19 protein-coding genes and 1 tRNA gene are annotated in these 20,634 nt (G+C 71.6%); 8 read left to right on the plus strand and 12 right to left on the minus strand.

From position 1 onward, the window contains the following. Positions 1–17 precede the first annotated feature (17 nt). The 3 genes from ehuD to ehuB are packed head-to-tail and all read right to left on the minus strand — an operon-like array spanning position 18 to position 2,265. On the minus strand, positions 18–668 hold the full coding sequence (gene ehuD / locus H4N64_RS26150; protein ID WP_186284863.1) for an ectoine/hydroxyectoine ABC transporter permease subunit EhuD: 651 nt from the start codon (positions 666–668) through the stop codon (positions 18–20). Then, on the minus strand, positions 665–1,363 hold the full coding sequence (gene ehuC / locus H4N64_RS26155; RefSeq protein ID WP_186284864.1) for an ectoine/hydroxyectoine ABC transporter permease subunit EhuC: 699 nt from the start codon (positions 1,361–1,363) through the stop codon (positions 665–667). The genes ehuD and ehuC overlap by 4 nt, the downstream gene beginning before the upstream one ends. Further along, complete coding sequence (gene ehuB / locus H4N64_RS26160) at positions 1,360–2,265, minus strand: ectoine/hydroxyectoine ABC transporter substrate-binding protein EhuB (protein ID WP_186284865.1); 906 nt, start codon at positions 2,263–2,265, stop codon at positions 1,360–1,362. The genes ehuC and ehuB overlap by 4 nt, the downstream gene beginning before the upstream one ends. Before the next feature lie 47 nt (positions 2,266–2,312). Between ehuB and H4N64_RS26165 the strand changes: the two genes are divergently transcribed. Next, entirely contained in the window at positions 2,313–2,807 is a 495-nt protein-coding gene (locus H4N64_RS26165; RefSeq protein WP_186284866.1) for a DUF3830 family protein, read from the plus strand. Here the strand turns inward: H4N64_RS26165 and H4N64_RS26170 are convergent. Continuing rightward, positions 2,788–4,164, minus strand: coding sequence for an amidase (locus H4N64_RS26170; protein WP_186284867.1), 1,377 nt, complete (start codon positions 4,162–4,164; stop codon positions 2,788–2,790). The genes H4N64_RS26165 and H4N64_RS26170 overlap by 20 nt on opposite strands. Before the next feature lie 22 nt (positions 4,165–4,186). Next, positions 4,187–5,134 (minus strand): D-2-hydroxyacid dehydrogenase, encoded by a 948-nt coding sequence (locus H4N64_RS26175; RefSeq protein WP_186284868.1) that lies wholly within the window; start codon positions 5,132–5,134, stop codon positions 4,187–4,189. A 134-nt stretch (positions 5,135–5,268) separates the two neighbouring features. On the opposite strand from H4N64_RS26175, the gene H4N64_RS26180 reads away from it, so the two are divergent. The 5 genes from H4N64_RS26180 to H4N64_RS26200 all read left to right on the plus strand — a co-directional run bounded on the left by H4N64_RS26180 (position 5,269) and on the right by H4N64_RS26200 (position 8,084). After that, positions 5,269–6,057, plus strand: a complete 789-nt coding sequence (locus H4N64_RS26180) for a maleate cis-trans isomerase family protein (protein WP_186284869.1) — start codon at positions 5,269–5,271, stop codon at positions 6,055–6,057. Next, the gene (locus tag H4N64_RS26185; protein ID WP_186284870.1) at positions 6,054–6,785 is read left to right on the plus strand and encodes a maleate cis-trans isomerase family protein; all 732 of its coding nucleotides are present in this window, start codon (positions 6,054–6,056) and stop codon (positions 6,783–6,785) included. The genes H4N64_RS26180 and H4N64_RS26185 overlap by 4 nt, the downstream gene beginning before the upstream one ends. A 160-nt stretch (positions 6,786–6,945) precedes the next feature. Continuing rightward, positions 6,946–7,314 (plus strand): hypothetical protein, encoded by a 369-nt coding sequence (locus tag H4N64_RS26190; RefSeq protein WP_186284871.1) that lies wholly within the window; start codon positions 6,946–6,948, stop codon positions 7,312–7,314. Positions 7,315–7,435: 121 nt separating this feature from the next. Next, positions 7,436–8,020 carry a bifunctional DNA primase/polymerase gene (locus H4N64_RS26195; protein ID WP_186284872.1) on the plus strand — a complete coding sequence of 195 codons (585 nt, stop codon included), beginning with the start codon at positions 7,436–7,438 and terminating at the stop codon, positions 8,018–8,020. Then, a tRNA-Lys gene (locus H4N64_RS26200) sits at positions 8,011–8,084 on the plus strand. The genes H4N64_RS26195 and H4N64_RS26200 overlap by 10 nt, the downstream gene beginning before the upstream one ends. A gap of 57 nt (positions 8,085–8,141) precedes the next feature. Here the strand turns inward: H4N64_RS26200 and H4N64_RS26205 are convergent. Continuing rightward, positions 8,142–9,491 carry a M6 family metalloprotease domain-containing protein gene (locus tag H4N64_RS26205; RefSeq protein ID WP_186284873.1) on the minus strand — a complete coding sequence of 450 codons (1,350 nt, stop codon included), beginning with the start codon at positions 9,489–9,491 and terminating at the stop codon, positions 8,142–8,144. A 364-nt stretch (positions 9,492–9,855) separates the two neighbouring features. Here H4N64_RS26205 and H4N64_RS26210 point away from each other — a divergent pair, with 364 nt between their 5' ends. Beyond that, entirely contained in the window at positions 9,856–11,703 is a 1,848-nt protein-coding gene (locus H4N64_RS26210; protein ID WP_186284874.1) for an EAL domain-containing protein, read from the plus strand. Here the strand turns inward: H4N64_RS26210 and H4N64_RS26215 are convergent. The 5 genes from H4N64_RS26215 to H4N64_RS26235 all read right to left on the minus strand — a co-directional run bounded on the left by H4N64_RS26215 (position 11,679) and on the right by H4N64_RS26235 (position 17,863). Continuing rightward, positions 11,679–12,770 carry an LLM class flavin-dependent oxidoreductase gene (locus H4N64_RS26215; protein ID WP_186284875.1) on the minus strand — a complete coding sequence of 364 codons (1,092 nt, stop codon included), beginning with the start codon at positions 12,768–12,770 and terminating at the stop codon, positions 11,679–11,681. The two genes, H4N64_RS26210 and H4N64_RS26215, sit on opposite strands and share 25 nt — an antisense overlap. 123 nt (positions 12,771–12,893) lie before the next feature. Then, positions 12,894–14,228 (minus strand): AAA domain-containing protein, encoded by a 1,335-nt coding sequence (locus tag H4N64_RS26220; RefSeq protein WP_186284876.1) that lies wholly within the window; start codon positions 14,226–14,228, stop codon positions 12,894–12,896. Further along, positions 14,225–15,811, minus strand: a complete 1,587-nt coding sequence (locus H4N64_RS26225) for a hypothetical protein (RefSeq protein ID WP_186284877.1) — start codon at positions 15,809–15,811, stop codon at positions 14,225–14,227. The genes H4N64_RS26220 and H4N64_RS26225 overlap by 4 nt, the downstream gene beginning before the upstream one ends. Further along, on the minus strand, positions 15,802–16,935 hold the full coding sequence (locus H4N64_RS26230; RefSeq protein ID WP_186284878.1) for a hypothetical protein: 1,134 nt from the start codon (positions 16,933–16,935) through the stop codon (positions 15,802–15,804). The genes H4N64_RS26225 and H4N64_RS26230 overlap by 10 nt, the downstream gene beginning before the upstream one ends. Continuing rightward, positions 16,886–17,863 carry a phosphatase PAP2 family protein gene (locus H4N64_RS26235; protein ID WP_186284879.1) on the minus strand — a complete coding sequence of 326 codons (978 nt, stop codon included), beginning with the start codon at positions 17,861–17,863 and terminating at the stop codon, positions 16,886–16,888. The genes H4N64_RS26230 and H4N64_RS26235 overlap by 50 nt, the downstream gene beginning before the upstream one ends. A 190-nt stretch (positions 17,864–18,053) precedes the next feature. On the opposite strand from H4N64_RS26235, the gene H4N64_RS26240 reads away from it, so the two are divergent. Next, positions 18,054–18,650 carry a histidine phosphatase family protein gene (locus H4N64_RS26240; RefSeq protein WP_186284880.1) on the plus strand — a complete coding sequence of 199 codons (597 nt, stop codon included), beginning with the start codon at positions 18,054–18,056 and terminating at the stop codon, positions 18,648–18,650. Positions 18,651–19,077: 427 nt separating this feature from the next. On the opposite strand, the gene H4N64_RS26245 is transcribed toward H4N64_RS26240, so the two are convergent. Beyond that, positions 19,078–20,478, minus strand: coding sequence for a hypothetical protein (locus H4N64_RS26245; RefSeq protein WP_186284881.1), 1,401 nt, complete (start codon positions 20,476–20,478; stop codon positions 19,078–19,080). Between the last annotated feature and the right edge of the window lie 156 nt (positions 20,479–20,634).

Raw genomic sequence — 20,634 nt, forward strand, 5'->3', positions numbered from 1 at the left:
CGGGACTGGGCTGGGTGTCAATGGACAAGGCGTCGCTCCAGGGCTCGCAGAAGAAGGGAGGCCAGATAGGAAATGACGATGAAGGCCACGCCGATCACCGTCAGCGGCTCGGTGAACTGGAACTGCTCCTGGGAGAACAGCCGTGCCTGGCCGAGCATGTCGAGGACGGTGATCGCCATCAGCATCGGCGTGTCCTTGAGCATCGCGATCACGTAGTTGCCGAGCGCCGGCACGACACGCCGGATCGCCTGCGGCAGGATCACCGCCGTCCAGGTCCGGGTGAGCGGCAGGTTCAGCGCCGTCGCGGCCTCCCACTGGCCGACCGGCACCGCCTCGATACCGGCCCGGTAGACCTGCATCGTGTACGTCGAGTAGTGCAGCCCGATGGCGAAGACACCGGTGGTCAGCGCGGAGAAGGTCACGCCCCACTCGGGCAGCACGTAGAAAAGGAAGAACAGCTGCACCAGCAGCGGGGTGTTGCGCACGAACTCCGTGACCACCCCGACCGGCCAGCGCACCCAGCGGCTCGGTGTCCGCATCAGCAGCGCCCACACCAGACCGAGCGCGAAGGAGATCAGCGAACCGAGCGCGAGGGCCTGCAGGGTGACCAGCAGCCCGTCCCAGAAGTGCGGCATGAAGTCACTGACCGCTCCCCAGTCCCACGTCATGACACACCACCGCCCACCGGCTCAGGGACTACGACTTTCCTCTCCGGCCGCTTGCCCACCCCGGCCTTGAGCTTCTTTTCCAGGCCTCGCATGATCCGGGTGAGCAGGAAGGCGATCACGAAGTAGATGAGCAGGATGTACGTGTAGATCTCCGCGCTCTCCTGGAGCGCGAGCCGTACCAGGTTGCCGCTGAACGCCAGGTCGCCCATGCCCATGATCGACACCAGTGCGGTGCCCTTGAGCAGCTCGATCAGCAGGTTGGAGAAGGGCGGGATCATCTCCGGCACCGCCTGCGGCAGCAGGATCAGCTTCATCCGCTGCCAGGGCGTGAAGCTGAGCGCGATACCGCCCTCCTTCTGCGCCGGGTCGACCGCGTTCAGGGCGCCGCGCACGATCTCCGAGCCGTAGGCGCCGTAGGTGAGGCCGAGGGCGAGCGTGCCCGCCCACAGGGGTACCAGCTGCCAGCCGAAGGCGGGCGGCAGCACGAAGAACACCCAGAAGATCATCACCAGCGCCGAGGTCCCGCGGAACACCTCGGTGTAGAAGCCCGCGAGGAAGCGGACGATCCACAGCCGGTGGGTGCGGGCGATGCCGACCACGAACGAGACGGCCGTGGCCAGCAGCGCGCTGAGGACCAGCAGCTGGATCGTGACCCAGACGCCTTTGAGTACGAGTTCCCAGAGTCCCGAAGTCATCCGCCGCACAGCTCCTTCGCGGTCAGCTCGGTCATCTCCGCCTCGGTGAAGCCGAACGGCTTGAGGATGCGCAGCAGTTCACCGCTCTCCTTCACCTTGCGCAGCTCCACGTTGAAGGCGTCCCGCAGCTTCGTCTCGGTCGGCCGGAACGCGAAGGCGCCGCCGTCGACATGGGGTTTTCCGCCGACGATGGGCTTGAAGGGCTCGGTCGACTCCGCCTTGTCGGACTTCTTCACCACCTCACGGGTGGTCAGCGCCGTCCCCGCGAAGACGTCGACCCGGCCGGCCTCGACGGCGTTCAGACCGGCGACCTGGTCGGGGACGATGAGGATGTCGCTCTCCTTGTACCCGGCCTCGACCGCGTACTGGATCTCCGCGTAGCCGGTGCCGGTCGCGAACTTCGCCTTCTTCTCGACGACGTCCTGGTAGCTGTTCAGGCCCTTGGGGTTGCCCTTGCGGACGATGAAGGCGTCGAGCATCTGGTAGTCGGGATCGGCGAAGATGACCTGCTCACAGCGCTCGGGATTGACGTACATCCCGGCCGCGACGACATCGAACTGCTGCGAGTTGAGCCCGGGGATCAGCGAGCCGAACTCGGTCGGCACGGGCTGCACCCGGTCCACCCCGAGCCGTTTGAAGATCACCTTCGCCAGTTCGGGCGCCTCGCCGGTCAGCTCGCCGTCCTTGTCGATGTAGCCGAAGGGGATCTCCCCCGCGATCCCGAGCCGTACGACACCGGCCGCCCGCAGCCGTTCGAGCAGGTCACCGCCGTCCTTCGTGGAGGCCGTGGCCACCCGCGAGCAGCCGGCCGCGCCCAGCGCGCCGAGCGCCGCCACCCCCGCGAGCAGCGATCGGCGTGTGGGTCCTGATGTGTGTTCGCCATGTTCCAGTGGTGGAGCCATGGCGGCGCGGCTACCCGAGAGCATGCGATGTATGCACTCTGGTTTGCATGACTGATCGGTTCATCGAAGTCTCGCTCGTGAAGCGGGACATCCACTGCACGGCGAAACTCCTGGAGGACCGCGCACCGATCACCTGCGCGGCCGTCTGGGACGCCCTCCCGCTCAGCGGGGACGTCTACCACGCCAAATACGCCCGCAACGAGATCTACGTCCTCTTCCCACCCTTCGCGGACACCGAGCCACCCCTGGAGAACCCCACCGTCACCCCGATCCCCGGTGATCTTTGCTACTTCGCCTTCGCGGGCGCGGAACTGGGCACCAAGGCCTACGGCTACGACCGCGAGGTCCGCCCCGGCACCACCCTGGTCGACCTGGCCCTGTTCTACGAGCGCAACAACCTGCTGCTCAACGGCGATGTGGGCTGGGTGCCCGGCATCGTCTGGGGCCAGGTGGTCGAGGGTCTCGCGGAGATGGCGGACGCGTGCAACGACCTGTGGCGCTCGGGCGCCGCGGGGGAGACGCTCAGCTTCCGTCGGACATGAGCGCGTGCGCCGCCCGCAGCACCAGATCGTCCCGGTGCCGGGCGGCCACGATCTGCAGGCCCACCGGCAGCCCGTCCCCGTCGGTGCCGACGGGGACGGTGGCGGCCGGCTGCTGGGTCATGTTGAAGGGGTACGTGAAGGGCGTCCACCCCGTCCAGCGGCGGTGCCCGGAGCCCTTGGGGACCTCGGCGCCCGCCTCGAACGCGGTGATCGGCAGGGTGGGGGTGACCAGCAGGTCGTAGGAGTCGTGGAAGCGGCCCATCCGGCGGCCGAGTTCCATCCGGACGTCGACGGCGGCCAGGTAGTCGAGGGCGCTGTAGCGGGCGCCGAGCGCGCAGACCTCGCGCAGGCCGGGGTCGAGCAACTCCCGCTGGTGCGGCCCGAGATGCTGGGTGACCCGGGCGGCCCCGCTGAACCACAGGGTGTGGAAGGCGTCCACCGGTTCGGTGACATCGGGGTCGGTCTCCTCGACGTACGCGCCGAGCCCCGCGAGCCGCTCCACGGCCCGCCGCACCGCGGAGGCGACCGCCGGACGCACCGCCACCTGACCGCCGAGCGAGGGCGAGTACGCCACCCGCAGCCCGTGCACCCCGCCCGAGATCCCGTCGACGAAGGAGCCGGACGCGGGCCCCAGCGCCGACCAGTCCCGGGAGTCCGGCGCCCCGATGACGTCCAGCATCAGCGCCGTGTCGGCCGCGTCCCGGGTCATCGGGCCGACATGCGCCAGCGTCCCGAACGCGCTCGCGGGATACAGCGGCACCCGGCCGTAGGTCGGCTTCAGGGCGAAGATCCCGCAGAAGGACGCGGGGATACGGACGCTGCCGCCGCCGTCCGTGCCGAGCGCGAGCGGGCCCGCGCCGAGCGCCACGGCCGCCGCGGCGCCCCCGCTGGAACCGCCCGCCGTTCGCGTCGGGTCCAGGGGATGCCGGGTGACACCGGTGAGGGGCGAGTCGGTGACGCCCTTCCAGCCGAACTCCGGGGTGGTGGTCTTGCCGAGGAAGACGGCACCGTGCGCACGCAGCCGGGCGACGGAGGGCGCGTCCTCGTCCCAACTCCCCTTCTCCGAAATGGTCCTGGACCCCTTGAGGGTGGGCGCCCCGCGCATCAGCAAGATGTCCTTCACCGTGACCGGAACCCCGTCCAGCAGCCCGGCCGGCTCCCCGCGCCGCCACCGCTCGGCCGACTCACGGGCCTGCGTCAGCGCCTGCTCGGCGGTGATCCGCACGAACGCGTTCACCTCCGGCTGGATCAGCTCGGCCCGCTCCAGCGCCGCGCGCGTGGCCTCCACCGGGCTGAACGCGCCCGTGCGGTAACCGTCGAGGAGTTGTACGGCGGTCAGTCCGGTCAGGTCGGTCATACGCCCTCCAGCCGTTCGAAGTTCAGCGTCCGGGTACGTACCCGCGTTGCTTGTCGACCACGTTCGGCAGGGTTCTGCCCGCCTCCCAGCGCTCGTACAACTCCACGAACTGCGCCGCGAGTTCGTCCCGCCAGCCGACGGTGTCCCCGCTCATGTGCGGGGAGACGATCAACCCCGGAAGACCCCACAACGGGCTGTCGGGACCGAGGGGTTCATGCTCGAAGACGTCCAGCGCGGCGCCCGCGATCCACCGCTTGGACAGCGCCTCGACCAGCGCCTCCTCGACGACGAGCGGCCCGCGCCCGACGTTGATGAACCGCGCCGAGGGCTGCATCACCCCGAACCGTCGGGCGTCGAACATGCCGTAGGTCTGCTCGGTGAGCGGTGCGGCGGCGATGATCCAGTCGGCGCGGGCGATCAGCCGGTCCAGGTCCTCGGGGCCGTGGATGCCGGTGCGCGGGACCCGGCCGACGAGGGCGGAGGTGACACCGAGTGCCTTGAGCGTCCGCACGATCGCCCGCCCGATGGGCCCGGAGCCGACGACACACGCACGGGTGCCGCTCAGCCGCCGTGACTCGCGGTGCTGCCAGGTCTTCTGCCCCTGGAGCTCCAGGGTCCGCGGCAGGTCCTTGGCCATCGCCAGCACAAGGGCGGCGACGTACTCGGCGATGGGCTCGTCGAAGATGCCGCGCGCGTTGGTGACCACGGTGTCGGAGGCGGCGAGTTCAGGACACATGAGGTGATCGACACCGGCGCTCGCGGTGTGCACCCAGCGGGGCCGGTGTCCGTCCCCGGGCCAGACGTGCCGGACGGCGTGCGAGGTGAAGTCCCACACGAGCAGGACATCGGCGTGCGGCAGCTTGCCGGCGAGGGTCGTCTCGTCCGCGTGCTCGATCCGCGCCCGTCCGGTGAGCCGTCCGAGCCGGGGGAGCGGGTCGGCGTCCAGGACGAGCAGCGTGGGGGTGGTCATGCCGTTCCTTCGCTGGAGACCGGGCGTCTGACATGCACGGATTGACCACGCTCGCACCCGAATCTACCTTCGTCAACACGGACGCCTGCACCGTCCGCAGTTCCCATATCTCCCTCGTGAGGGCGGTGCCTGCGATGGACGTGTCTTTTCTCGGCGGACCTCGCCCACAGCGCGGTGTAGGTGTGGTCGCCCCTTTTGACTTCGCCCTCGACCGAGAGCTGTGGCGCTGGGTCCCGGACGAGGTGTCCCTGCATCTGACGCGCACGCCGTACGTGCCGGTCGAGGTGAGCCTGGACCTGGCGCGGCTGGTGAGCGAGCACGAGACGCTCTCCGAGGGCGTCCGCACCCTGATCGCCATCGCCCCCGAGGTGGTGGCCTACGCCTGTACCTCGGGCAGCTTCGTCGGCGGGATCGCGGGCGAGCGGGCGATGTGCGAGGCGATGACGAGGGCGGGCGCGGTGCCCTCGGTGACGACCTCCGGGGCGCTGCTGGAGGCGCTGGCGGACCTCGGTGCGCGCAGGGTGGCGCTGGTGACGCCGTACACGGTGTCGGTGACCCGGTCGCTTCAGCAGTACGTGGCCGAGGCGGGTGTCAGGGTGACGGGGTGTGCGTTCATGGGTCTGACGCGGCACATATGGAAGGTGCCGTACCGCGATGTGGTGGACATGGCACGCAGGGCGGTGCGGCGCGGCACGGACTGCCTGTTCATCAGCTGCACCAACCTGCCGACGTACGACGTGATCCCGCAACTGGAGGCGGAGCTGCGGATACCGGTGATCTCGGCCAACCAGGTGACGATGTGGGCGGCCCTGCGGCGGCTGGGTACCCGAGCCGTGGGGCCGTATCAGTCGCTGACCGACCCGGCGGCCCGCAGCGGTCCCGCACTTCCGGACGTGGAACAGCAGCAGGAAGGTTCGACATGACGGCACTCGGATTCCTCTACCCGGGCCACTCCGCCGAGGACGACTATCCACGCATCGAGCAGCTTCTGGGCAGCGACATCCGGGTGGACCTGGTGCACACGGACATCGGTGAGGACGCGCACCGGGTGGACGCGCTGAAGGAGATGGGCTCCGCGGAGCGCCTCGCGGCGGGCGTGGAACAGCTGCGTCTGACGGGCGCGGAGGCGGTGGTCTGGGCGTGCACGAGCGGCAGCTTCGTGTACGGCTGGGAGGGCGCCCATGAGCAGGTCCGGGCCCTCGCCCGTACGGCGGGCATGCCGGCGTCCTCGACGTCCTTCGCCTTCGTGCACGCGGTGGCGGAGCTGGGGCTGCGCCGGGTGGCGGTGGGCGCGACGTACCCCGACGACGTGGCGGAACTGTTCGCGGCCTTCCTTCGCGCAGGCGGCGCGGAGGTCGTGTCCGTACGGGGTTCCGGCATCGTCACGGCGGCGGAGGTGGGTGAGTGGACGGAGGAGGACGTCCTGACCCTGGCCCGCCAGGCGGACCACGCCTCGGCGGAGGCGATCCTGCTCCCGGACACGGCCCTGCACACGGCGGCCCTGATCCCGACCCTGGAGAAGGAACTCTCCAAGCCGGTTCTCACGGCGAACCAGGTAACGGTCTGGGAGGCCCTGCGCCTGACGGACCGCAGGGTGAACGCCCCGGCGCTGGGGTCACTGTTCACGCGGGAGCCGATCGTGCAGGTGTGAGCCGGGAAGGCCGGGCCCGCCGCCGAGGGCGGCCCCTGCCTGCCATGGCCTCGACCTGCCCTGTGACCAGCGATTCGCGGCCCTCTTGCGCGGGCGCGGGACAATGGACGGTGGCCCACTCCACAGGGGGGTCATCCGTGACGTACGAGGAGGAGAAGACATGGCGGAGCCCACGCCGCGTCGGAACGAACCGCGGCTACGCCCCGCGCCCCTGCTCTTCGAGCCCACGCAGGCGGCAGCAGACCCGGAGCACTTCTTCGACCTGGAGTCGATCGAGGACCCCCGGGCGCTGCTCGCGCGCGCGACGGAGCTGACGCTCGCGTTCCGTGCGGCGGCCGACCGTGCCGTGGAGTTCCAGGCCATCGCGGCGGCCCAGCTCGCCGACCCCCGGCGCTTCGACCGGCTGACACCCGCGGACATCGCCGAGCGTGCCGAGTGGACCGAGGACTACGCCAAGAAGATGGTCGAGTACGGCAGGGATCTGTTGCGGGGGGCCGTCGAGGGCCGGGAGCAGATCGACCCTGTCTGAGCCGCTCCGGCATATGCCAGACGGGCAAGATCGGGGCAAGATACTCCTTCCCACCGGCCCCTGTCCCGGTTTCCGGCAACCCTCAGAGACGGAACGCTCACGGCCGGTAAATGTAGTCGCCATGAGCAGTTACCTCGATGCCTCGGGCGTCACCCCGGACGGAACCGCCTGGCTGGCCTCGGCAGGAACGTATGCGCGCAACACCCTGGCGTTCTGGGAGGAGCGGCCCGAGGTCCCGGTCGTCCTGCCCTGCGGCTCGGTGTTCGACGTGGTCAGCGCCCCCGCGATGTTCGGCCGCCGGATGCTCGACCGGCTCTGGGACGACGGCCCGGGATCAGGCCCGGTGGCGGTGTTCCGGGGCCGGATGCTGTTGTTCGCAGCGCCAGGCACCGCCCAGCGGCTGCCCTCGCTGCTGCGCTGGGAGGAGTGGGGCGCGAACGGGGAAAGCGGCTGCCGTACGCGGGCGGTCCCGCCGCTGCTGTGCCACGGCACCGGCGACGCGGTGACCGCCCCGGCCGACGCCTCCGCAGCGGCCCTCTCCGGCTCCCGCTGGCTCATCGCCCCCGACAGCCGTCACCCCTGGCTGCCGGGCCCGGAAATCCTGCTGTGGGCGGCCGTCCGCGCGGCCCGCGTGGGCGTACGGATATCGATTTTTCCTCCCGCCGACCAGGATGCTAAGGTCTACGACGTCAGCAGGCGCCGCTAGCTCAGTTGGTTAGAGCAGCTGACTCTTAATCAGCGGGTCCGGGGTTCGAGTCCCTGGCGGCGCACGACAGTGAAAGGCCCCTCGTGAGAGCGAGGGGCCTTTGACGTATCCGAGGGCCGCCCTACCTGGTCATGATCCGCACGGTCCACGCTCCCGTAGGAGTCCGCCCCTCCACCTTCACCCGTACGTCCTCCCCCGGCACCGTGAAGCTCTCGCCGAGCGCGACGGGGGCGTCCGCGAGGGGTGGATACACCGAGTCCTCCCGGCACGCCTCGGTGCGCGGATGGGCGTCGATCACCTCGATGGGGCCCCGGCCGGACTCGGCGCCGCTGCGGACGCGGTAGACGAGGACGCCGTTCCGGCAGGCCCCCTTGTCGTTGCCGATACGGCCGCGCGCCTCGAAGGCGAGCGCGCTGTCCGCGCCGGTGCGCACCACCGCGAGCTTGGTGCCGCCCCCGAGCCCGAAGGCCGGCGCCCCGGCCGCGCCGGTGACCGCCACCCCCGGACCACCGGCCCCGAGCGGCTCCAGGGTGATCCGGGTGCCGTCCGGATTCCGTACACAGGTCACCTGACGCGGCTCCAGCCAGCCGAGCTTCCACTTGTGCCAGCCGAACAGGTCGGGAGCCAGCCCGAACTGGCTGCCCATCAGGTCCCAGTCGCCGACGTAGGTGTCCCAGTCGCCCTCGCCGTCCTCCGGACGGTGGTAGAGGTCCGGCAGGTCGAAGACATGGCCCGTCTCATGGGCGAGTACCAGCCGGTCCGGCGGATGCTGCTCGAACACCGTGACGACCCGCCGGATCTCCGTGCCGTCGGCACTGAGCGGGGTGTCCAGGTTGACGACCTTCGTGGCGTCGGAGTCCACCCCGGGCGCGTCCGGGTCGGCGACGAAGTAGACGACGTCGTAGCGGGAGAAGTCCACCCGGCCGTCGGCGGCGGCCAGGGCGTCACGCAGATAGGCGGCCCGGTGCGCGGGTTGCCAGTCACGCCGCATGGCGTACGCCGTCGAAGGGCGCGGCATGGGGATCCAGTCCCCGAGCGGATGCGCGCGCAGGGCGAACCTGCCGTAGGAGGCACGCTCGAAGAACCGGCTGGTGGCGGGGAAGTGGTCTGCGGTCAGCTCGGCGGGGCCGGTCAGCGGGACCGAGTCGGGGAAGGACAGGAACACCATCACCGCGTCCAGCGAGCGGGCCGGGCGCGGGTAGGCGGCGTTCCAGGTGTCCAGGCCCTCCGAGTGGTGGGCCTCGGTGCGCTGGAGGGCACAGGGCTCCGCCGAGAACGGCTCGGCGACCGAGGGGGCGGAGACCAGCGAGGTCGCGGCGAGCGCGGACATCGTGGTGAACAGTGCGGCGGTGGTGCGCAGTCGGGGCCATTCGCGCAGCCGGACCCCGAGTCCCCGGAACGTCGCACGGGTGAGTTCCCTGGGCGGGAGCTGACGCGGCACGTGGACCTCCGGGAGCGGTTCGCGGGACACCGCACCCAGCCTGTGGGAATTTGTCGTACAACGCCCTGTTTGTCTGCACCGGACGAGTGAGAGGGGTGGCGGAAAGCCGACGCCGACACCCCCGAATCGCTCACGGACCGTCACATGTGGTCGGGGGGCTGCTGAACCCGTCCAGGGGCGGGCAGAAACGAATTGTCAGATCGGCGGCTCGGACCGGGACACTGGACGGCGGCTGGAAGGGCCCCGACCCAGCCTCTATGATCGGCACACTTTCCTGACCCTTTCCTGTACTGTCCTGATCCTTTCCCTGCACGGATCCGGCCCGGCGGCCGCCAGGTCGGTCGGCATCCCGACGAGACCCATCCGAAGACCGAGTGCACTGCGGGAGCGAGCGGTGAGCGGAACGTCCGAAGGGCCGGCGCCCGCGGCAGATCTCATCGGGCCGGCTGTCACAGAGAGTAAGCAAGGGTCCCCACCTCGTACCGGTCCACACGACCGGCCGGCGTCCACGCCCTTCCGGTCCGCCTTCGACGCCGCTCCCCTGGCGATGGCCGTCGTCGACCGCGAGGGCCTGGTCACCGGCGCCAACCCGGCCCTCGGCGAGCTGCTCGGCAGCACCCCGCGGGAGCTGGCCGGCACGATCGCCGCCGATCTGGTGGATCTGACGTCCGACGCCCGCACCTGGCACGCGTACCGCGAGGTGCTGCGCGGCCGGCAGGCGCGGCTGCGCTGCACGCGCCGGCTGAAACACCCCGACGGGCACTGCCTGTGGGTGCAGGTCTCCGTCGCGCCGCTGCCCGCCGAGGAGTGCGGCGGGGTGCTGCTGTCGGTCGCCGACATCAGCGCCCGGCGCGAACTCCAGGCCCGGCTGCGGCACTTGCAGAACCACGACCCGGTGACCCGGCTGCCCAACCGCACACTGTTCTTCGAGCGACTTTCGGCCGGGCTGGAGGCGGAGGCGTACGAGGAGGGCACCGGGCGGATCGGGCTCTGCTATCTCGACCTCGACGGCTTCAAGGCGGTCAACGACACCCTCGGGCACCGGGTGGGCGACCGGCTGCTGGCGGCCGTGGCGGAACGGCTGACCAGGTGTGCGGACGAGGCGGGATACGCCAGAGCGAGTACGCCGCTGGTCGCGCGGCTCGGCGGCGACGAATTCGCCCTGCTGGTCGAGGACTCGACCGGCACCGAGCAACTCGCGGATCTCGCCGAGTCGGTGCTCACGGCCCTCCAGGCGCCCTTCGACATCTCGGGCCGGAGGTTGTCGGTGTCGGCGTCGATCGGGGTCGTGGAGCGGCACGCGGCCGGGACCAGCCCCACCGCGCTGATGCAGGCCGCCGACACCACGCTGTACTGGGCGAAGGCCGACGGCAAGGACCGCTGGACGCTGTTCGACCCCGAGCGCAACGCCCACCGCATGACCCGCCAGGCCCTCGCCTCCACGCTCCGACCCGCCATCGAGCGCGGGGAGTTCGTGCTGGAGTACCAGCCCCTGGTGTGCATGGAGGACGGGCGGCTGCGCGGGGTGGAGGCGCTGGTCCGTTGGAATCACCCGCAGTTCGGCCTCTTGACGCCGAATCGGTTCATCGGACTGGCCGAGGAGGACGGCTCGATCGTGCCGCTCGGCCGCTGGGTGCTGGCCACCGCCTGCCGCCAGGCCCGCCGCTGGCAGCTGGCCCATCCGGACGAGCCGCCGATCTTCGTCAGTGTGAATGTGGCGGTCCGTCAGGTCTGGGACTCCGATCTGGTCGCGGACGTGGCCCGGATCCTCGCCGAGACCGAACTCGCGCCGCACCTGCTCCAATTGGAGCTGACCGAGTCGGCGGTGATGGGCTCCGGCGGCCGACCGCAGCAGGCCCTTCAGGCGCTCAGCGACATGGGCGTACGCATCGCCATCGACGACTTCGGCACCGGCTACTCGAACCTGGCGTACCTGAGCCGGCTTCCGGTGTCGGTGCTGAAGCTGGACGGTTCCTTCGTCAAGGGCTTCCAGTACGACGGTGAGGGCATCGCGCCGAACCCGGCCGACGAGGTCGTCGTGGAGGCGATGATCCAGCTCGCCCACCGTCTCGGGCTCACCGTGACGGCGGAGTGCGTGGAGACATCGGCGCAGGCGTCCCGGCTACGGCGGATCGGATGCGACACCGGCCAGGGGTGGCTGTACTCCCGGCCGGTGACACCGGATCGCATCTCCGAGCTGCTGCGCTCGCCTGGGGTTCAGGCGGCCGCGCGCAACTCGTAGGCGTCCGCGATGAGTTCGTAGGAGCGCAGGCGCAGCTCGCCGCTGTGGGCGTGGGACGTGATCATCAACTCGTCGGCGCCGGTGCGCTTGTGGAGGTCGTCCAGACCGGAGCGGACCTCGTCGGCGGTGCCGTGCACGATGTTGGCGCCCCAGGATTCGATGAACTCCTCCTCCATGGCGCTGAATCGATGCGCCTCGGCCTCTTCGGGGCTGGGGAAGAGACCGGGCCGCCCGGTGCGCAGCCGCACCATGTTGAGCCCGGTGGCCCGGACCTGGCGCCGGGCCTCCTTCTCGTCGTCGGTGGCGAGGGCGGAGACGCCGATGAGGGCGTACGGCGCGTCCAGCACCTCGGAGGGCCGGAAGGTCTCGCGGTAGAGGTCGAGCGCCGGGATGGTGTTGTGCGCGGAGAAGTGGTGGGCGAAGGCGAAGGGCAGGCCGAGGGCGCCGGCGAGCCGGGCGCTGAAGCCGGAGGAGCCGAGGAGCCAGACGGGCGGTCGGTGCGGGCTCTGGACCCCGCCGGGCGCTGTGGCCTGGACCGGTCCCGGGACGGCGTGGATACGGCCGTAGGGGTGCCCGTCCGGGAAGTCGTCGTCGAGGAAGCGGGTCAGCTCGGTGAGCTGCTGGGGGAAGTCGTCGGCTGACTCGTTGAGCCGGTCGCTGCGGCGCAGGGCGGCGGCGGTGGCCCCGTCCGTGCCCGGCGCCCGCCCGAGACCGAGGTCGACGCGTCCCGGGGCGAGCGCCTCCAGGGTGCCGAACTGCTCCGCGATGACCAGCGGGGCGTGGTTGGGGAGCATCACACCGCCCGAGCCGAGACGGATACGGGAGGTGTGGGCGGCGAGGTGGGCGAGGATCACGGCGGGGGACGAGGACGCCACGCCCGGCATGGAGTGATGTTCGGCGACCCAGTACCGGTGGAACCCGCGGGACTCCGTCAGCCGGGCGAGCTCGACGCTGGTCCTGAGGGCATCGCTGGCGGTGCTGCCGACGCCGACGGTGACCAGGTCGAGTACGGAGAGGGGGACGGGGGCGGTGCCCTGTACTGCGCCCCGGATCTCGTCTGCCGCCATCGGTGGGTGCCTCCTGAAGTGCGCCTGCGTGGTTCTGCGCTCGGTAACAGGAGGGGGTCTCCGGTTTATTCCCGGTGAGGTTCTGCGCCGATCCGGCTACGAGAGCGGGCAGGCCGGCCCAGGTCACGGCCGCCAGGACACCCGATGCTCGGCCAGCCGGGCCAGCACCGCGTGGTTGGCCTCCCAGCCGTCCGGGAACTTCACCAGCGTCCCCAGCTGGACCGGTTCCGTCGACGGGTAGTCGTCCAGGAGGTCGCTCACGCCCGCGCGGCAGACCACGATGCAGGCGTGCCGGTGGCGGGAGGCGAGGACGCACAGGCGGCCCGTCTCCAGGTGGAAGGCGGTGGCGTCGGGGCGGCCGGACAGGGGGTGCAGGACCACTGTCACGTCGTACTCCCGGCCCTGGAGGCGGTTCGCCGTGTCGACGGTGACGTCACTGACGCCCAGTTCCGCCAGCGCCGCCCGTACGGCCGCCGCCTGGTCGCGGTGCGCGGTGCCGACGGCGACCCGGTCGGCGGTCAGCGGCGCGGGGTCGGGCGAGCGCTCCGACGTCGCCGCGCCGCCCCGGTCCAGCAGCCGCCGTACGACCATCGCCACCGCCCGGACCGCCTCCGGGTCCGTGCGCGGGGTGTGCCGAGCGGGCAGTTCCAGCAGGCCCCAGCCCGCCTCGGCCGCCTCGTCGATGACCTTGTCGGCGCCGGAGCCGTCGGACGGGACGGCGAAGGTGAGGCGGCGGTCGTCGTGGCCGGTGCCGCTGCGGAAGGGGGTGTACGGGTAGAACGCGCCCGAGACCAGCGGCGCCGCCGACGCCGGAAGCCGCCAGGACACCGGCAGCCGGTGCTGGGGCAGCTCGGGGTTGTGTGCGAGGAGGGTGGTCACCGCGGACGCCGAGGGGTCGTAGGACAGCCCCGCCCACTGGTCGCTGCCCACGATCGCGAACGGGTCCAGCTGGCCCGGGTCACCCACGAACAGCGCCCGCTCGAACAGCCCGGCCACGGCCAGCAGCGAGTCCGAGCGCATCTGGTACGCCTCGTCCACGATCGCGTGCCGCCACGGCTCGTCGACCTTCACATGCGCCCACTTCGCGGCCGTGGAGATCGTGACCGGCAGCCCGGTCAGATCCGCGGCCTTCGCCGACTTGCGTACGTTCGGCAGGTCGTCCAGCGCCTTGTCGTACGGGTCGGCGTCGCTGCTGTGCAGCCGGCCCACCGGCAGCTCGGGGCTCTTCTCGGCCAGGCGCAGGACCAGGTCGTCGACCTGGGCGTTCGTCTGGGCCACGACCATCAGCGGGCGCCCGGCGTCGGCGAGTTCCAGCGCCGCGCGCACCACCAGCGTGGACTTTCCGGCGCCCGGCGGGGAGTCGACGACCACACCGCGGTGTGTGCCGTTCAGGGTGTCGGCGAGGATCGCGTCGGTGGCCTGCGCGGCCGCCGCACCCGGGTCGAACACGACGGTCACAGGACGTCCTCCTCGGTCGGCTGATCGGCGGCCTCCGGCACGGCCTCGCCGGGCGGCCCGCCGTGCGTCCACGGTGTCTGCTCCGGGTCGGGCAGCTTCGCCCCGCCCCGCTGCTCGTGCTCGAACAGCGTGAAGCAGACCCGGTCGCCCTTCTCCGGCACGGACCCCACCTCGGGTTCCTTGCCGCGCCCCATCTTGTCCAGGACACGCAGGACCAGCAGATCGCCGTCGGCGCTGACGAGCTCCGCCGACTGCGGTTTCCCGCCCAGCGAGCGGTACACCTTCACCCGCTCGCCGAGCTGCGGCCGGTCTTCCGTGCGCACGGTGACCAGCGGGCGCGGGCTCGGCCGCTTTCCTTCGCTGTACGCCATGACGACATCCATGACCTCACCCGCGAACGCCTCCCCGGCCAGCCGCCGCCCGGCCATCACCAGCGGGTCGTCGAGCGCCTCCTGGGCCTCCAGCCGGGCCTGTTCGCGCTCCCGCGAGGCGAGCTTGTTCGCCGCGGTCACCGCGTCGTCGCGGCGCGGCTGCGGGGGCTCGCCGGCCGTGATCCGGTCCCGGTGGGCGGTGAACGACCAGCGGTCGCGCGTCCACCGCTCCTCGACATGCGCGCCGACAGGCAGTTCACGGAGCCGGTCCAGGCCCTGCCACACCGCGTCCCAGGTGGGCCGGGTGACCTTTTCGACCAGTTCGCGGATCTCCTGCTCGGCCTTGGTCAGCGCGCCGAACCGGTCGTCCGCCTCCAGGCCGTCCTCGGCGGCGGCGAGCGCGGTGCGGGCACGGTCGTAGCGCTCGAAGGCGGGGGCGAGCAGCTTGTTGTCGAACGCCGGGTCGGTGGCCGGACCGGCGGGCGGCCACAGCAACTGGCCCCGGTCGTCGCGTGCGAGCCCCACGCGCAGGGCGGCCTCGGCGCCCGACTCGCCCTCGGGCGGGGCGATCCAGGAGAGCAGCGCGCCCAGGTGCTGGTCCTCCAGGGTGGACTGCCCGGTCGCCCAGTGCCGGGCCAGCACGTCGGTCATCGCCAGCAGCAGCGAGGAGCCCGGCACCCGGGACCGCTCGCCGTAGTGCGTCAGCCACCGGCCGAGCAGCGGCACCCGGGGCGGCGCGGGATAGGGCGTCTCCGGGTCCTGCTCCGCCGTACGGCGAAAGCGCATGGAGCGGCCGAGCAGGCGTACGAAGTCCAGGCCCGCGCGGCTCGGGACGATCAGCTGGGGGGCGTCCGCGCACAGGTCGACCTCGACCTTGACCCGCTTGCCGGTCTCCGGGTCGGTGTCGGTGCGCTCGGCCGCCTCGACGACATCGGTGTACGCCTCGATGTGCGGCAGGACGACATCGGCCAGGTCCGCCAGGAACGTGAACCTGAGGTCGCGGTCGCGCGGTTGGGGTACGACCAGCAGGCGCGGGGCGTCCCGGTCCGTGCCGACCAGGGCGCCGAGCGGGGCGCCGGCCTCACCGGCGGTGGTGAGCGGCACGAAGACCAGCGGGCGCTCGGACAGGTGCCGGTGGCGGACGGTGGCCGAGGGCTGGGCGCGGCCGGTGCTGAACGCTTCGAGGCGGGCGAGGGTGGCGATCAGGGACACGGGACCGCCTCCCGGGCGCCGAGTGCCTCGGCACGCAGGCGTGCCGCTCTGCGCAGTGCCGCCACCGCCGGGTCGGCCGGGTCCCCCGCGGTGCCGCGGGCCGCCGCCAGCACGTCCTCGACGGTGGTCAGACCGCCCAGTTCGGCGCGGACCGAACGGCCGAGCGAGGTGACCGCGTCGGCCGTACGGGAGCGGTCACGGCAGTGGAAGGCCAGCTCGCAGGCGGACAGACACTCGGGCGCGTACGTCGCCGGGACGGACTCCACGGCGGCCGTCAGCTCGGCTGCGGGCAGCCCGGGATCGAAGCAGGTGCCTTCGGGGAGGGCTTCGGCGATCTCCTCGATCCGGGTGAGCCGGGCCAGCTGACGGGCGGTCACCGCGCGCTGCTTGCGGATGTCGACGCCGGAGGCGGTGGGCAGGTTGGAGAAGTCCTTGGGGCACACGAGCAGGATCCGGTGCCGCACGCGCGGGGCGGGGGTGAGGCGGGCCGCCACCTGCTCCAGCGCCAGCACGTACACCGCCGACTGCCGGGCCGCGGCGCCGACCTTCGCCGGGTCCGCGGAGCCGTCCAGCATCGGGAAGGACTTGATCTCCACGACCGTCCAGCTGCCGTCGGGGTGCACCACCACCGCGTCCGGCTCCAGGAACGCGGGCGAGCCGGCCACGTCGAGCGCGAGCATCGGGTGGTCCAGCAGCGTCCAGGAACCCGGAGTCTCGCCCGCCTCGCGCAGCGCCAGCGCCGTACGGGCCGCGCGGCCCTCGGGGCCGGTCGCGGAGAGGTCCGGCACCTGCGCGTGGGCGGGTGGTTCGGCGGAGCGGTCCAGCTTCTCGTGCACAAGACGGAGCAACTCCGCGCCGCCGTCCGCCTTGACCCTCGCCTCGAAGGCGTTGCCCCGGGTGAGGGCGAACTGCGACTGTCCGAAGGCCGACGGGGCGCCCAGGGCGCTCGCCAGTGCCGTCTTGTTCACGCCCGCGCCGTCGAGGATCGCGCGCCTTCTGCAGCCGGGGTTGGCGGCGAGGGCGGCCAGGGCGCGGGCGTCCAGCGCCTTGGCCGGTACCTCGGGACCGCGCAGCTCAGCGAGCCGGTGCCGGAGCGCCGTCCCCCGCGTCCGTGGGAGAGGCACCCGGCTCGGCTCCGGGCTCGAACCGTGACTCGCGCTGCCGTGGAAATCGCTCACCCGCGGAAGTCTGGCATCCGCCACTGACAATCGAGGCCTCTGCGGCGGGAGAGGCCTCGGTGGCGGCCTCGGCCGAGCGTGCCGCGATCAGGCTGCCGCGGCCCTCGAAGCGCACCCGGACCCGCTCCGCGCAGCGCAGGACGTACGGCGTCAGCAGGAACCCGGCACCCATCACGGCGGCGCCCGCGACCGCGTCCAGGAAGTAGTGGTTGGCGGTGCCCATCACGACGATCGCGGTCACCAGCGGGTAGACCACACCGGCGATCTTGGTGAGCCGGGTCCCGCCGTAGCGCCACAGCATGACGCCGCACCACAGCGCCCAGCCGCAGTGCAGGCTCGGCATCGCCGCGTACTGGTTGGTCAGACCGCCGAGGCCCTTCGGGGCGCTCGCGTCGCCGGCCCACCAGCCGTAGGAGCTGTACTGGGCCATCGTGTCCACGAAGCCGTGCGTCGGGGAGAGGAGCCGGGGCGGGCAGGTCGGCAGCAGGGTGAAGCCGATCAGGCCGATGAACGTGGACGTCATCAGCCAGGTGCGGGCGGCGCGGTAGTGCACGGCACGCGATCTGAAGATCCAGACCAGGATCACCGGGGTGATCAGGTAGTGCAGCGAGGCGTACCAGAAGTCGGCCGGTACCCCCAGCCAGGGTTCGCGGGTGAAGAGACGGTTCAGCGGGTGCTCGGCGTTGAGGTGCAGCAGCTTCTCGACGCGCAGGATCGCCAGGCCGTGGTCGACGGCCGAGGCGACATCACCGCGGGCCAGCAGGCGGCCCGCCGAGTAGCACGCGTACACCAGAACGATCAGCGGCAGCTCGGTCCACCAGCGCAGACGGCTTCGTGGTGCCGCCTGTATGCCCGGTGTCTCGGCGTGCGGCATCCGATCGCCTCCCCCTTCTCGTCGTGGCGCCGGTTGCCCGGACGGGCCACTTTACGGTGTATGTGCACGCCTCCATCGGGCGCCCCCGGCCCTGATAGACGCAGAGATCGCCCGCCGGGTTGCCCTTTCACAGGGTGCGGGATGATGGATGGGTTCCGCCTCGCATATTCGTGGAAAGGCACTCGAATCCATGGCACCGCGCATTCTGTTGGCCCGGCACGGACAGACCGAGTGGTCGCTGTCCGGGAAGCACACCGGGCGGACCGATGTGCCGCTGCTGGAGGAGGGGCAGCGGGGGGCGAAGCTGCTCGGGGAACGGCTGCATCGGGCGCCGCTCGACGGGCTGCCCGGGGTGGAGGTGCGGACCAGTCCGCTGGTACGCGCGCGTGAGACGTGTGAGCTGGCGGGGTTCGGGGAGCGGGCGTCCGTGTGGGACACGCTCATGGAGTGGGACTACGGCGACTACGAGGGCATGACTCCGGCCGAGATCCAGGCCGTGCGTCCCGGGTGGCTGATCTGGCGGGACGGTGTCCCCTCGGGGGAGACGCTGGATGAGGTCACCGCGCGGGCGGACGAGGTGGTGGCGTGGGCGCGGTCGGCGGACCGGGACGTCTTGATCTTCGCCCATGGGCACATCCTGCGGTCCATAGGGGCGCGTTGGCTGGGGTTGCCGCTGTCGTTCGCTGCGCGGATACGGCTGAATCCGACGTCGCTGTCGGTGCTGGGGTGGGCGTACGGGGAGCCGGCGCTGGAGAGTTGGAACGACGTGGGGCATCTGGCGGGCTGAGGCAGGGCGTTTTTCGCCCCCGCCGCCCCTAGCTGAGGCCGACGTTTTTCGCCCCCGCCGCCCCTACCCGTCCCATCCCCTGGGGCTGCCGCCCCCGGACCCCCGCTTCGGCCCTGAAGGGGCCTCGTCCTCAAGCGCCGGACGGGCTGAGGTGGTTGGGCTGCGTCGCCCCCAGCGGGTGGTGGGGGTTTGGGGCGGCTGTGCTTCGTCTTCAGGCGCGGGGCGGGTTGGGGTGGTTGGGCTGTGTGGCCCTCAGTGGGTGGGTGGGGGTTTGGGGCGGCTGTGCCTTGTCTTCAGGCGCCGGGCGGGCTGCAGAACTGCCGTAGCTGCGGGCAGTCATGCCGTTGGGGCGGCGCCCGCTGCCAAGGAGAGCGGGAGCCCGCAAGCGCGGGCGAGTGAAACCCCCGCACCCACCCAGCCGCAACGTTCACACCGCCCGCGGCAAGCTCCCGTGCTTGTCCAGGAACGCTGATACGCCTGACGCGCGTCTGTGCGGGAGCAGTACCCGGGCCGTGCCTGCCAGCATTGTTTGGATGCGGGACGACTGGACCTGGGTCAGCAGGTCCAGTACCCGCATTCCCGCCATCGCCGCCTCGTCCGGGCGGCCGCCCCTCGCCAGGTCGTCCGCCAGTTCCGCGGTGTACAGGGCGATGTTCCGGGTGAAGTGCGGGTCCTGGAGTTGGGCCGCGCGCCCCGCATGCCGTGCCGCTCGGCGCCAGTCGCCCAGCGTCGACCAGCACTGCGCCTCCAGGCCCTCCAGCTCTGCCTCGCCGTAGAAGCTCATCCACTCGGGGTCGGCGTCCGATCGGCCCCGGTCGTAGAGCGCTTGGGCACGCGCGAGTGCCTGCGCGCAGCCCGTGCGGTCGGCGAGGCCCGCCCAGCCGCCCGCCTCGCGCAGCGCGAGCAAGGACATCAGGCGCGCGGAGCCGAGGGGGCGTGCCACGCGCTGTGCGGCCTGTGCCGCGCGCACCGCCTCGCGCGGGCGGCCCGCGTCCCGCGCGAGGAACGACGTGTTGCAGAAGGCGTGCGCCTCCAGACCCGGGTCCCCGGCCATCCGGGCGGTCGCCAGCGCCTCCGCGTAATGGGAGCGCGCGTCGTCGAACCGGCCCGAGTCGTGCGCCAGCCAGCCGACCGAGATGGCCAGCTCACCCGCGCCCGAGTGCAGCCGTTCACCCGCCGTGTGCCGAGTGGTACCGGCGTCCAGCAGCGCGTAGGCGGCGCGCAACGGAGCCGCCGCGCGCCGGTACAGACCGTCCGCGCCGTGCCGGTCGTCCAACAGCCGGATCCTGCGGACCGCTTCCTCCAGCACCTCCACCTCGCTCGTCCCGACCCGCCGCGCTGGACGTTCCGCGGCCGTGGCGTCGATGGCGAGCCCGAACGGGCTGAGCGAGGCGGCGGCCACCGTGGCGCCTCCGCCGGTCATGAATGCGCGACGCAGCACGTCGCTCTCCTCGGGTTTCTCGTGCGTGTCGTACGGGTCTTGCGTGTCATACGGCTCGGGCACCCCCCACATCTCACTCGCGGCGCCGCGTGCCCGGCGCCCGCGTACGGACGAGCGGGGCGCGAAGCCCAGGTCGGTGAGCGTGCGACCGGGGAACATGTGCAGGAACACCCGTTCGTACGCGTAGTTGGGGCACCGGATCTCGCCCGCCTCGACCCTGCCGATGTAACGCGCGTCACAGCTGACCCGCTCCCCGATCTCGCGCGCTGCCCTGCGGACCGCCGCGGCGAACTCGGCCGGCGAGCGCTGTCCGCGCAACTGCCGGAACGCGAGGTTCGGTCGGGGTGGTCTCGGTGGCTGGGGCGAGTTCAGCTCTGACGACGTCATGGCCGGGTCCTCTCGTGCGAACCGTCGAACCATGCCGGACTGGAGACGAGTTGAACGATTTGTTCGCTTCGTACCCTCGAAGTCCGGCGGGCAAGAACGTACCTGCTGTGTCGGACCCGCCACGCAGTGTTTGGCTACAAACCGGATATCTCATCC

The sequence above is a fragment of the Streptomyces cupreus genome, assembly GCF_014257025.1.
Lineage (GTDB): Bacteria > Actinomycetota > Actinomycetes > Streptomycetales > Streptomycetaceae > Streptomyces > Streptomyces cupreus.

Bases quoted from the DNA above. Each gene is read 5' to 3' on its own strand.
- ehuB (WP_186284865.1), bottom strand. From the start codon at position 2,265: ATGGCTCCACCACTGGAACATGGCGAACACACATCAGGACCCACACGC.
- H4N64_RS26245 (WP_186284881.1), bottom strand. From the start codon at position 20,478: ATGACGTCGTCAGAGCTGAACTCGCCCCAGCCACCGAGACCACCCCGA.
- H4N64_RS26170 (WP_186284867.1), bottom strand. From the start codon at position 4,164: ATGACCGACCTGACCGGACTGACCGCCGTACAACTCCTCGACGGTTAC.
- H4N64_RS26235 (WP_186284879.1), bottom strand. From the start codon at position 17,863: ATGCCGCACGCCGAGACACCGGGCATACAGGCGGCACCACGAAGCCGT.
- H4N64_RS26195 (WP_186284872.1), top strand. From the start codon at position 7,436: ATGAGCAGTTACCTCGATGCCTCGGGCGTCACCCCGGACGGAACCGCC.
- H4N64_RS26190 (WP_186284871.1), top strand. From the start codon at position 6,946: ATGGCGGAGCCCACGCCGCGTCGGAACGAACCGCGGCTACGCCCCGCG.
- H4N64_RS26180 (WP_186284869.1), top strand. From the start codon at position 5,269: ATGGACGTGTCTTTTCTCGGCGGACCTCGCCCACAGCGCGGTGTAGGT.
- ehuC (WP_186284864.1), bottom strand. From the start codon at position 1,363: ATGACTTCGGGACTCTGGGAACTCGTACTCAAAGGCGTCTGGGTCACG.
- H4N64_RS26240 (WP_186284880.1), top strand. From the start codon at position 18,054: ATGGCACCGCGCATTCTGTTGGCCCGGCACGGACAGACCGAGTGGTCG.
- H4N64_RS26165 (WP_186284866.1), top strand. From the start codon at position 2,313: ATGACTGATCGGTTCATCGAAGTCTCGCTCGTGAAGCGGGACATCCAC.
- H4N64_RS26185 (WP_186284870.1), top strand. From the start codon at position 6,054: ATGACGGCACTCGGATTCCTCTACCCGGGCCACTCCGCCGAGGACGAC.
- H4N64_RS26175 (WP_186284868.1), bottom strand. From the start codon at position 5,134: ATGACCACCCCCACGCTGCTCGTCCTGGACGCCGACCCGCTCCCCCGG.
- H4N64_RS26215 (WP_186284875.1), bottom strand. From the start codon at position 12,770: ATGGCGGCAGACGAGATCCGGGGCGCAGTACAGGGCACCGCCCCCGTC.
- ehuD (WP_186284863.1), bottom strand. From the start codon at position 668: ATGACGTGGGACTGGGGAGCGGTCAGTGACTTCATGCCGCACTTCTGG.